Source organism: Caulobacter sp. DWR2-3-1b2, assembly GCF_049896345.1.
Classification (GTDB): Bacteria; Pseudomonadota; Alphaproteobacteria; order Caulobacterales; family Caulobacteraceae; genus Caulobacter.
The window spans coordinates 1023971-1035596 of record NZ_JAFCUC010000001.1 but is presented as its reverse complement, the minus strand read 5'-3'; the positions used below and the strand labels follow the sequence as shown (position 1 = coordinate 1035596).

10 protein-coding genes are annotated in these 11626 nt (G+C 67.5%); 5 read left to right on the top strand and 5 right to left on the bottom strand.

Going from position 1 to position 11626, the window contains the following annotated elements:
* Positions 1-58: 58 nt before the first annotated feature.
* Positions 59-763, bottom strand: coding sequence for a TetR family transcriptional regulator (locus ACP694_RS05095; protein ID WP_426010921.1), 705 nt, complete (start codon positions 761-763; stop codon positions 59-61).
* A 79-nt stretch (positions 764-842) separates the two neighbouring features.
* Entirely contained in the window at positions 843-1397 is a 555-nt protein-coding gene (locus tag ACP694_RS05090; RefSeq protein ID WP_426010919.1) for a DUF2306 domain-containing protein, read from the bottom strand.
* 86 nt (positions 1398-1483) lie between these two features.
* Between ACP694_RS05090 and ACP694_RS05085 the strand changes: the two genes are divergently transcribed.
* Positions 1484-2299 carry a LytTR family DNA-binding domain-containing protein gene (locus ACP694_RS05085; RefSeq protein ID WP_426010918.1) on the top strand — a complete coding sequence of 272 codons (816 nt, stop codon included), beginning with the start codon at positions 1484-1486 and terminating at the stop codon, positions 2297-2299.
* Between the two features lie 16 nt (positions 2300-2315).
* On the opposite strand, the gene ACP694_RS05080 is transcribed toward ACP694_RS05085, so the two are convergent.
* Both ACP694_RS05080 and polA read right to left on the bottom strand, forming a co-directional pair.
* Entirely contained in the window at positions 2316-4244 is a 1929-nt protein-coding gene (locus ACP694_RS05080; RefSeq protein WP_426010916.1) for a methyl-accepting chemotaxis protein, read from the bottom strand.
* A gap of 294 nt (positions 4245-4538) precedes the next feature.
* Positions 4539-7469, bottom strand: a complete 2931-nt coding sequence (gene polA / locus ACP694_RS05075) for a DNA polymerase I (protein ID WP_426010914.1) — start codon at positions 7467-7469, stop codon at positions 4539-4541.
* A gap of 139 nt (positions 7470-7608) precedes the next feature.
* Between polA and ACP694_RS05070 the strand changes: the two genes are divergently transcribed.
* Positions 7609-8958, top strand: coding sequence for an energy transducer TonB (locus ACP694_RS05070; protein WP_426010913.1), 1350 nt, complete (start codon positions 7609-7611; stop codon positions 8956-8958).
* On the opposite strand, the gene ACP694_RS05065 is transcribed toward ACP694_RS05070, so the two are convergent.
* Positions 8955-9758 carry an isocitrate lyase/PEP mutase family protein gene (locus ACP694_RS05065; protein WP_426010911.1) on the bottom strand — a complete coding sequence of 268 codons (804 nt, stop codon included), beginning with the start codon at positions 9756-9758 and terminating at the stop codon, positions 8955-8957. The genes ACP694_RS05070 and ACP694_RS05065 overlap by 4 nt on opposite strands.
* A 279-nt stretch (positions 9759-10037) precedes the next feature.
* Here ACP694_RS05065 and ACP694_RS05060 point away from each other — a divergent pair, with 279 nt between their 5' ends.
* From ACP694_RS05060 to rplS, 3 genes are read left to right on the top strand one after another with little or no spacing between them, the layout of a single operon-like run.
* Positions 10038-10232, top strand: a complete 195-nt coding sequence (locus tag ACP694_RS05060; protein ID WP_426010910.1) for a hypothetical protein — start codon at positions 10038-10040, stop codon at positions 10230-10232.
* Between the two features lie 55 nt (positions 10233-10287).
* Complete coding sequence (gene trmD / locus ACP694_RS05055) at positions 10288-11025, top strand: tRNA (guanosine(37)-N1)-methyltransferase TrmD (protein ID WP_426010909.1); 738 nt, start codon at positions 10288-10290, stop codon at positions 11023-11025.
* A gap of 3 nt (positions 11026-11028) precedes the next feature.
* The gene (gene rplS, locus ACP694_RS05050) at positions 11029-11424 is read left to right on the top strand and encodes a 50S ribosomal protein L19 (RefSeq protein WP_426010908.1); all 396 of its coding nucleotides are present in this window, start codon (positions 11029-11031) and stop codon (positions 11422-11424) included.
* The last annotated feature ends 202 nt before the right edge of the window (positions 11425-11626 follow it).

The following is an 11626-nucleotide window of genomic DNA, read 5'->3' as shown; positions in this document are numbered from 1 at the left end:
TGTAGCCCGAAATGGGCGGAACGGTGGCGCTCCGTCGAACGGCGTCTATTCCGGAAAATCAAGGCTTCGCCGCCCGCGCGATCACCGCCTCGAAGCCGGCGGCGCAATAGGCGAACAGCCGGGCGCGTACCGCGCCGAGGTCGCTGGAATGGCACTGCCCCTCGGACAGCGAGTCGATGCGGCCAGTCTCCGACAGGGCCAGCATCATCGAGCCGGTCAGGAACTGGTAGCTCCAGTACAGGTCGCAATATTCAGCGTCCGGACGAACGACCTTCAGGGTTTCGACCAGGCGGTGGACGACGGGGTCGAAGAACCGCGCCATGGTCTCGCCGCCCCAGGCCGGAGTGTTGTTGACCTGGGCCACCAGGGCGAAATAGCTCTTCCAGCCCTGACCGCCGTCCTGCGAGATGCGCAGCAGCGGTTCGATGAAGGCCTCGATCACGCCCTCGACGGTCATATCGCCCGCATGAACCCTCTCATAGGCGTCCATCGACAGGCCGCGGGCGGTGTTGAGGATTTCGGCCCGGCGCAAGAACACCGCGTCGAACAGCTCGCGCTTGGCGCCGAAATAATAGTGGATCAGGGCGGTGTCGACGCCGGCCTCTGCGGCCACCTGGCGGATGGTCACCCCGTGGAAGCCGTGTCGCGCGAACAGCCCCTCGGCGGCGTCGAGGATGGTTTCCTTCAGGTCCCGGCCGGTGGCCTTGGAGGGACGGCCGCGCCCGGCCGTCTTGGCGCGAGGAGCTCGAACTGGCGACGTCATTTTTCTGCGATCCGCGCGTGGCTTGACCGTTCGTAGGCCCTGCCTTGGCCGGGTGGCAAGCGTGGCGCGCGCACCGTCCCTAGCCGAACACCATCTGCCACATCAGCCGACCGGGCAGGAAGGCGGCGGCCCCGGCGATCAGCAGGCCGCCGACGAACAGGCCGGTCATGGTCCGGCCGTGCAGGCGGACATTGTGCTTGCGGGCCGCGAACACCCCCATCGGCAGGGCGATCAGGGTCCAGCCGGCGAACAGATGCAGGAAGCTGAAGTTCCCGTTGGTGCGATGGATGAACAGCGACGAGATCGCCGCCGTGGCCATAGCGATGACCCAGACCCACCCGAGGGTGCGGTGCAGGGTGTCGCCCTTCAACCCCAGCATCAGCGCCACCCCCACCAACAGCGCCGTGCTGACCGCCGCGACATGAAGGCGGATCTGGATGGGCGCCATCGCCAGGAGCTCCAAATGCGGCGCATGCAGATGGCCTGGCAGGTGCAGGAAGCGGTTCGCGATGGCGGCGGGCCCGACGCCGTGGACCGCGCCGGCGGCGAGGATCAACACCACCGTAACGGCCAGGCCGATGAAGATCGTGCGCATGAAGTGAGCCGGACTGATGAACGGGCTTTGGTCGGACATCTTGTTTCTCCCGAAGCGATCAGGCCGTGGTAGGCCGATCAAGGCTGGTCCGGCTTAGGGCCAGCGGTTTGGGGGGTCATCGGCAGGTGCGTGAGAAAGCGTCGGGAGTTCGTGAACGGCGCCCGGGCGCCATTGGCGAAGCGCCAACGGACACCGCCAAGCATGGTCCGCTGGTCGCCTTCCTGAAGAGCTTCGCCCGGCCGATCGCCGTCGCGGCGGCGGCCGGCGCCTTCCTGGCCCTGATCGGCGCGCTCGGGAGCGGCGCCATGCCGATCGTCCCCCGCCTGGCCTATTGGATCGGCCTGTGTGTGCTGGGCGCGGTGCTGGGCAGCCTGGTCGCCCGTCTGGTCACGCGGTTGCGACCGGATATCGACGCGCCCTGGCTGCGGGGCCCTGTCATCGTCGCCGTGCTGACGCCGCTGTTCACCCTGCTGGTCTGGGTCGCCGGCGGTCGCCAGGCTCTGACCCCGCGCATCGTCGCCACCTATCTTGGCGCCACCCTGGTGGTGACCAGCGGCATGACAACCCTGATGCTGCTGGCCACCCAGCGGCGGGTCGAAACCCACGCCGCCCCGCCGGAAGCCGCCCCGCCCCGCTTCCTTGAACGCCTGCCGCCTCGCCTGCGCGGAGCCGAGATCCACGCCGTCGAGGCCGAGGACCACTATCTGCGGCTGCACACCTCCAAGGGACAGGACCTGATCCTGCTGCGCCTGTCCGACGCCGTGGCGGAGCTCGAGGGCATCGAGGGCGCCCAGACCCACCGCTCATGGTGGGTGGCCCGCGACGCGGTCGAGACCGCCAAGCGCGGCGACGGCCGCGCGACCCTCACCCTGAAGGGCGGCGTCGAAGTTCCGGTCAGCCGGGCCTATGCGCGGGGGCTGCGGGAAGCGGGATGGTTCTGAGTCTGACTTTGGCCGCCTAGAACTCTTCCCACTCGTCGGCCTTCATCGCGACGGCCGTGTTTCCGCGCGACGCGGGGGCGGAACGTCCTGGACGGACGGCCGTGTTGGGACGAGCGGGCGCCGGCGAGCGCCGGGCCGGTGCGAAGGCCGCTTCGGCGCCGACCTTGAAGCGCCCGACCAAGGCCGACAGTTCGGTGGCCTCGTCTTTCAGCGAGTGGGTGGCGGCGGTGGCTTGCTCGACCATGGCGGCGTTCTGCTGGACCACCTGGTCCATCTGGTTCACGGCGGTATTGACCTCGTGCAGGCCGGTCGATTGTTCGGTGGCCGAGGCCGAGATCTCGGTGACCAGGGCGTCGATCGACGCCACCTGCTCTACGATGCGGCGCAGGGCCTCGCCGGTCTGGCCGACCAGATTGACGCCGGCCTCGACCTGCTGGGTCGAGGTCGAGATCAGGGTCTTGATCTCCTTGGCGGCGTCGGCCGAGCGTTGGGCCAGGGCCCGCACTTCCTGAGCGACGACGGCGAAGCCGCGGCCCGCGTCACCGGCCCGGGCGGCTTCGACGCCGGCGTTCAGGGCCAGCAGGTTGGTCTGGAAGGCGATCTCGTCGATGACGCCGATGATCTGGGCGACCTGGGCGGACGAGGTCTCGATCTCGGTCATGGCGCTGACCGCCTGGCTGACGATCTTGCCGGATTTCTCGGCGTCGGCGCGGGCCACGGCGACCACGCTGGAGGCCTTCTTGGCGCCGGCGGCGGTCTTGCGGACGGTGGCGGTGATCTCGTCGAGGGCGGCGGCGGTCTCCTCCAGGCTGGCGGCCTGCTGCTCGGTGCGGCGCGACAGGTCATCCGAAGCGCTGGCGATCTCATCGGTCCCGCTGTTGACCCCGCCCGTGACGGCGGCGATGGCCTTCATCGCGTCCTGCATGCGGTCCGCGGCGGCGTTGAAATTGGCCTTCAGGCTCTCGGCCTTGGGCGAGAAGGGAATGACGATCCGGTGGGTCAGATCGCCGCCGGCCAGATGATCCAAGGCCTCGTTCAGGGCGCCGAAATTGACGGCGTCGCTGCGCTCGACCTGAGCCTTCTCGTCCGCCACGGCGGCGCGTTCGGTCTCGGTGGCGCGACGCTGGCTGGCGGCGGCGCCCTCGATGCCGATCTTCTCGATGGCGGCTTCCTTAAAGGTGAGGACGGCGGCGGCCATCTGCCCGATCTCGTCCTTGCGGCCGATCGCCGGAACCTCGACGCTGTTGTCGCCCGAAGCCAGGCGGCGCATGGCCGCGGTCATGGCGGCCACGGGTCCGACTATGGCGCCCGACAGCAGCAGGCCGCCCCCCAAGGCGATGGCGATGGTCACGGCGGCGCCGATGGCCAGGGCCAGGGTGGTTGCCAGCGAGGCCTTCTTCTGCGCGGCGGCCTCGGTGGCCAGCACGGCTTCGGAATCCTCGACGATGGCTTCGATGGTGTCCTCGACCGGCGTCACCGCCTGGTCGGCGACGCCGTCGTGCTTGACCAGTTCGACGGCCTGCGGGCGGGTCAGCGGATCGCGGCCCAGGGCCTCGCCCGGCTCGATGGCAAGCTTGCGATAATCGGCATAGGCGGCGTCGACCGCGGCGATGCGGGCCAGGTCGGACTCGTCGCCCTTGGCCAGGACGCGCAGCTTGTCGAGGGCGGCCATGAATTTCGGCTTATGAGCCTCTTCCAGGCGCTTGACGTAGTAATCGTCGCCAGAGAGCAGGAAACCGCGCAGCGAGTTCTCCTGCCGCGTCAGACGGAAGGCGGCGGTGTCAGCGGCGCGCAGCGACTCGTAGGCCTGCTCGGTGCGATCGACCGAGCTCTCGTACTCGTGCTGGTTCACATAGAGAGTGGCGGTCATCACGGCGATCGCGGTCAGCATGACGGCGAAAACCGTCATCAGCTTGTGGGGGATCTTTAAATCGCCAAAGTTCATGGCCGCTCTCCGGTGTTGGGCGGCGAGCACGGGAGCCTTCAGATCGACAGGTATCTAAACCGGCAGCTGAAGCGCCCGCGTCGCACGCCATTTGTGCGGAGAAGACGGTTTCCACGACCTTAACTGTACCGTGACCCAACGTCGCAGCGCCTGGTGGGACGGGTAGCGGAAATTACGATACCGGTAGCATTTCTATGTCTGAGCTTGCGTCTAGCGGGCATCGAGATTCCGCAGCGGAAGCACTCCACCCCAGGCGGTGAGGCGCACGTGCAAAAATAATTCGTGCAATAGCGCTTAGTGCGCCTCGTCCCAGTTGACGGCGGCTCTGGCCTCGACGGTCAGCGGCACCGAGATGTCCACCGCCGGCGCGGCCGCCCCCTCCATGACCTCGCGGGCGACAGCGATGGTGGCCTGCGCCTCGGCCTCGGGGGCCTCGAAGACCAGTTCATCGTGCACCTGCAGCAGCATCCGGGACGACAGCCCCGCGGCCGTCAGCGCGCTCGGCATGCGGATCATGGCGCGACGCATGACATCGGCCGCGGCGCCCTGGATCGGGGCGTTGATCGCCGCCCGCTCGGCGAACTGCCGGTGAGCCACCGACTTGCCGCCGATGTCGGGAATGTTGATCTTGCGGCCAAAGATGGTGGTGACATAGCCGTGCTGGCGCACAAAGGCCTTGGTCGTTTCCATATAGGCCTGGATGCCGGGGAAGCGCTCGAAATAGGTCTTGATATAGGCCCCCGCCTCGCCCTGCGGGATGGACAGCTGGTTGGCCAGGCCGAACGCCGAGATGCCGTAGACAATGCCGAAATTGATCGCCTTGGCCCGGCGGCGCACCTCGCTGGGCATGCCCTCGATCGGTACGTTGAACATTTCCGACGCGGTCATGGCGTGGATGTCCAAGCCCTCCTGGAAGGCGATCTTCAGCTGCGGGATGTCGCCGATATGGGCCAGCAGACGCAGCTCGATCTGGCTGTAGTCGGCGCTGATCAACACCTTGCCCGGCGCGGCCACGAAGGCCTTGCGGATCTTGCGGCCCTCCTCGGTGCGGATCGGGATGTTCTGGAGGTTGGGGTCCGAAGACGACAGCCGGCCCGTCGTGGTTGCCGCCAGGGCGTAGGAGGTGTGGATGCGATTGTCTCCGCCCGGCGCGATGGCGGCGATCAGGTTGTCGGTATAGGTGCCCTTCAGCTTCGAAAGCTGGCGCCAGTCGAGCAGCACGCGCGGCAGCTCGTGCTCCAGGGCCAGGCTTTCCAGCACGTCGCTGTCGGTCGACCACTGGCCGGTCGCGGTCTTCTTGCCGCCCTTCAGGGCCATTTCGCCAAACAGCACGTCGCCGATCTGCTTGGGGCTGCCGAGGTTGAACGGTCGGCCGACCAGTTCCTGGGCCTTGGCCTCGAACTGCGCCATGCGCATCGAGAACTCGTTGGACAGCCGGCGCAGGGTCTCGGGATCGACGCGAATGCCGTCGTTCTCCATGGCCGCCAGCACGGTGGGCAGCGGACGCTCCAGGGTCTCGTAGACCGTCAGCAGGCCCTCGCGCGCCAGGCGCGGCTTGAGCACAGTGTAGAGCCGCAGGGTGACGTCGGCGTCCTCGGCGGCATAGGCCGTCGCTTGATCGAGGGCGACGTGCTTGAAGCTGATCTGCGCCTTACCCGCGCCGGCCACCTGCTTGAAGGGGATCGGCTTGTGGCCCAGATGCAGCTCCGACAGCTCGTCCATGCCATGGCCGTGCAAACCGGCCTCCAGCACGTAGCTGATCAACATGGTGTCCTCGATCGGACCCACATTAATCCCGTAGCGCGCCAGCACGGCGATGTCGTACTTGGCGTTCTGGGCGACTTTCAGAACCGCGGGGTTCTCCAGCAGCGGCTTCAGCGCGGCGATCGCGTCTTCGAGTGAAACCTGCACCAGGTCGGCGGCGGCCTCCAGGGCCAGGCCGTCCTTCTCGCAGTGGCCGACTGGAATGTAACAGGCCTCGCCCGGCGAGATCGCCAGGGAGACGCCGCATAGGCCGGCCGTGGCCGAGGACAGGGCGTCGGTCTCGGTGTCGAAGGCGATGACGCCCTTGGCCGTGGCCTTGGCGATCCAGGCATTGAGGGTCTCCAGGTCCTGGATGCGCACATAGGCCGCGTGGTCGATGGACACGGGCTCGGCCACCGGATTGGCGGCCGCTCGCGCGGCGGCGGTCATGTAGGACACGCCCAGCACCGGCGCGGTCGGGGCGTTGGGGGGACGATCCCCAGATGGGCCCAGCGTACGCGGCGCGGCCGAGGCGTTGCCGTCGCCGACCCGGCGGGCCAGGGAGCGGAACTCCATCAGCTCCAGGAAGTCGGCCAGCACCTGCTTGTCTGGCTCGCGCACCGTCAGGTCGTCGATCGGCTCCGGCAAGGGCGTGTCGCAGTCGAGTTTGACCAGCAGGCGCGACAGGCGGATCTGGTCGGCATATTCGATCAGGGTCTCGCGACGCTTGGGCTGCTTGATCTCGCCGGCCCGTTCCAGCAGCGTATCGAGGTCGCCATATTCGTTGATCAACTGGGCGGCGGTCTTGATGCCGATACCGGGGGCGCCAGGCACATTATCAACGCTGTCGCCGCACAGGGCCTGAACATCCACCACCTTGTCGGGATAGACCCCGAACTTTTCGAACACCTGCTCGCGGTCGATGCGCACGCCCTTCATCGGGTCGAACATCGAGACGCCGTCGCCGACCAGCTGCATCAGGTCCTTGTCGGAGCTGACGATCACCGTCTCGCCGCCCAGCTCGCGCATCCGGCAGGCATAGGCGGCTATCAGGTCGTCGGCCTCGTAACCCGGCAGCTCGATAGCCGGCACGCCGAAGGCCAGGGTCGCCTCGCGCACCAGCGGGAACTGCGGGATCAGGTCCTCGGGCGGCGGCGGGCGGTGGGCCTTGTACTTGTCGTAGAGGGTGTTGCGAAACGTCTTTTCCGAATGGTCCCAGATCACCGCCAGGTGGGTGGGCGCGTCGCCCTGCATGTCGCGCAGCAGCTTCCACAGCATGTTGCAGAAGCCCTGCACCGCGCCCACCGGCAGGCCGTCGCTCTTGCGGGTCAGCGGCGGCAGGGCGTGATAGGCCCGGAACAGATAGGCCGAGCCGTCGACCAGGAACAGCCGGACGGTAGGACCGTCCTGGGTCAGGGGGCGGTCTGCCTCGGCCAGAGCGGCTTCAGCGGAGACGGCGGAATCGGCGAGCGTGTCGGTCATGGGGCCAAGATAGGCGGTCGAGAGGCGCGCGGGAACACCTCAGACGCCCAGCTTCATGCTGGCGCTTGCCGTGCCGACCGACTAGGCTCCACCCTAGGCTGCGAAACGTGGCGGCAGCTTAGCTCAACTCGGGGGATATATGAGGGCGGCACTTCTGACGGCGCTGGCCGTGGCGGCTTTGACGGGATTGGCGCCGACGCACGGCCGGGCGGCGGACGAGCCGCTAGCCCACCCTTCCTACATGCAGCGCGCCAAATCCGAGGATGTCGCCGCAGCCTATCCCAAGGCAGCCTTCGCCCAGAAGATTTCGGGCGATGTGGACCTCAATTGCACCGCTGACGCGGGCGGCCGATTATCCGGCTGCAAGGTGACCAAGGAAGAGCCCGCCGGCCTGGGCTTCGGTGACGCGGCCCTCGGGCTGTCGGCGAAGGATCGGGTCAAGGTCAAGGACGACAACGGCGCCGCGATTATCGGGCGACGGTTTGAGCGCAGCTACAGCTTCCTCGCGCCCGGCGATTCCAACCCCGACTGGCTGACCAAACCCTCCGCCGGGCAATTGATGGGCGTCTTTCCCGTCGCGGCGCGCGACAGGCCGCCGGCCAACGCCAGGGCGACAATCGTCTGCAAGGTCAATGAGGAAGGCTTCCTGCGCGACTGCAAGGTCGATCACCAGACGCCCGAGAACATGGGTTTCGGCGCGGCGGCGCTCGCGCTTTCGCCGCTATTTCGGCTGAAACCCAAGATCCGGGGCGGCAAGCCCGTGGAGACCGAGGCCACCATTCCCGTGGTCTGGGCAGGCTTCGAAAACATGCCCATGCCCAGCGGACCGGTCAAGAGCCTGGTGCTGGATCCGCCTTGGACCAGCACGCCATCGACTGCTCAGGTACGTGCGGCCTGGCCCGCCGACGCCAAAGGCGCGGTGACCGGCCAAGTCGCCCTGCGCTGCAACCTGAACAAAACCGGCGGCCTGACCTTCTGCAGCGTGCTGTCTGAAATCCCGACCGGCAAGGGTTTCGGCAAGGCCGCACGCTCACTGTCGCCGAACTTCAGGGTCGCCTTCGCCCCAGATCAGGTGAAGACGCTGAGCAGTTATACCGTCGATGTGCCGTTCCGTTTTCGCGATCCGGCGAGCCCCGACACCCGCAAGATCACCGCGCCCAAATGGACCCGAACCATGACCCCTGAGGGGATGGCGCTGGCCTATCCACGGGCGGCGATCAAGGCCGGGGTGAAGACGGGCCTTGGAGTGGTCGGCTGCGTAGTGGATATCCGAGGCGAGCTGACGGATTGTCAGGTGCGACACGAGGACCCTGTCGGTCTGGATTTCGGGGCTGCGGCGATCGAGGCGGCCAAGCTGATGGCGATGAATCCCTGGAGCAAGGAGGGCGAGCCGCTGGACGGCCTGCCGATCGTCCTGCCTATTCGGTTCAACTGGCAGGAGGCGGCTGCGGCGCCGCCTCCTGCCGCCCCGCCGGCCAAGAAGCCTTAGCCGAACCGCGCGTTGAGGTCGGGCAGGTCCCTGGCGAACGCCGCGTAGCCGGTGGTGTCGCCATCGACGAGGAAGGCCTTGGTCGCGCTCAGTATCGCGCCATAGGCCGCGCGGAACGGACCCGTCGCCGAGCTCAGCCGGCGCACGCCCAGCGCGGCGAGGCGCGTCGCCGGCGGCATGCCCGGTCGGCCCATGGCGTTCAGAGGCAGGGCGGTCGCGGCCGCGAGCGTCGAAAGCACGTCTTCCTCGATGGGCAGCGGCACGAAGATCCCGCTGGCGCCGGCCTCGGCGTAGAGCGCGGCCCGGCGCAACGTCTCGGCCAGGGCCGCCTCGCCCTGCGCCAGGCCGGCCAGATAGACGTCGGTGCGGGCGTTGATGAACAGCTTCACGCCGGCCGCCTCGGCGGCGGCCCGCGCCGTCTCGATCTTGCGGGCGTGGATGTCTGGATCGCGACGGCCGTCTTCGAGGTTGATCCCGACCGCTCCGGCCCCGATCACCGCCTTGACGGTCTCGGTCAGCTCGGTGAGGTCGTCGGTATAGCCGCCCTCGATGTCGGCGGTCAGCGGGACCTTGATCACCCGGCCGATGCCGGCGATCACATCGATCAGGGCCGAGACCGGCAGGGCGTCGCCGTCGGCATAGCCCCGCGCCCAGGCCACGGCGGCGCTGGAAGTGGCCACGGCGGCGGCCCCGGCGTCTTCCATCAGGGCCGCGCTGGCGGCGTCCCAGGCGTTGGGCAAGATCAGCACGTCCGGGCCGGCGTGCAGGGCGTGGAAACGGTCGGCGGTGGTCTGGGTCACGGGCGGGCTCACTGGCTGGACGGCGGGACTATGGTCCGGCACGGCGGCGTGCGTCTCGCGGAAATCGGACCCAATTGACCCGCTGCTGACAGGTTTCGGCGCCCTCGCCCGCCCTTGCGGCGCCGCCGCGAAATGCGGCGAACGCGTCGTAATGCCGCCTTGGCGAGGTCAATCGCTTCGCCTAGAGGCAGGAGGTCCGCCAAGGCCGCCTCCACGGGAACCTCCCCCGCTCCCGGGCTTTGGATTGAACGACCCGAAACGCAGGAAGACCCCTCGCCCATGATTTCATGGAAGAAGATCCGTGTCGGTGCGGCGCTCGCCGCCGCGACCCTGACCACCGCCGCCGTGCTGGCGGTGGCCCCCGTGCATCACGCCGCGCCGGCAGCCGACCCCACCCGCGAGCCGGTCAGGTTGACCCCGCCCTTGATGCCCGCCGAGGCCGGCAAGCCCCTGCCCAGGACCATCCTGACCTGATCGATGAGGGCCTGACCCTCTCGTCTTCGCGCACATGCGGCGCTACAGAGCGCCCATGCCGTTCACCGCCACCGTCTTGACCATGTTCCCCGAGGCCTTCCCCGGCCCGCTCGGCGTTTCGCTGATCGGCACGTCGTGGAAGGAGCAGGACCTGTGGCGTTTGGAAACACTGGACATTCGGGGCTTTTCCACAGATAAGCGCGGCTTCCTCGACGACACCCCCGCGGGTGGCGGCGCGGGAGCGGTACTCAAAGCGGACGTCATCGCCGCCGCGCTTGACAGCGTGGAGGTCGGTGAACGGCCGCTTTTGTACATGAGCGCCCGGGGTCGGCCCCTGACCCAGGCGCGTGTCAAGGAATGGTCGAAAGCTCCGGGCGTCATCGTCCTGTGCGGCCGTTTCGAGGGGGTGGACCAGCGGGTGCTCGACGCCCGGGGGTTCGAGGAGGTCTCGGTCGGAGACGCGGTGCTCGCCGGTGGCGAGGCGGCGGCGATGGTCGTGATCGAGGCGTGCGTTCGATTGGCTCCAGGGGTTCTGGGCAATTTCGAGAGCACGCAGGAAGAAAGCTTCGAGGACGGTCTCCTGGAGCATCCGCAGTATACCAGGCCGCGGACGTTCGAAGGACGGGATATCCCCGAGGTGCTGCTGTCGGGCGACCACAAGAAGGTGGCCCAGTGGCGGTCCAGTATGCGTGAAGAGACCACCCGCGAGCGGCGCCCCGATCTTTGGGAAGCGCATCTCGCCAATCAACAGGCAAAAGGCGGCCCGAAAACGGGTAAGCCCAAAGGAGATTGAGACATGGCTATCAATATCATCAAGGAACTCGAGCGCGTTGAATCCGAGCGTCTGCTCTCGGCCCGCGCCATCCCGGAATTCGAACCGGGCGACACCCTGCGTGTCAATGTCCGCATCAAGGAAGGCGAGCGCGAGCGCGTCCAGGCCTATGAAGGCGTCTGCATCGCCCGTTCGGGCGGCGGCATCCACGAGAGCTTCACGGTCCGCAAGATCTCGTTCGGCGAAGGCGTGGAACGTCTGTTCCCCCTGCTGTCGCCGAACATCGAAAGCATCGAAGTGAAGCGTCGCGGCGTCGTCCGTCGCGCCAAGCTCTATTATCTGCGCGACCGTCGCGGCAAGTCGGCCCGGATCGCCGAACGCGCCACCGTCCGCAAGGACAAGACCGTCATCGCCGAATAGGCCTGACCGTTTCTGCAAGATCGAACGAGGCCCCAGCGGAAACGCCGGGGCCTTTTTCTTCGAGCCCGCCCAAGGTCAAGCTTTAGTGCATCCGCACGTACATGTTGACAGAACATTGTTCTGGGGTGTTTGATGAATTACCCCCACCGCTTCGGCGACGGGCTTTCAGACCGCTCCCTTGCAGGGTGTGGCCGGCTTTAAT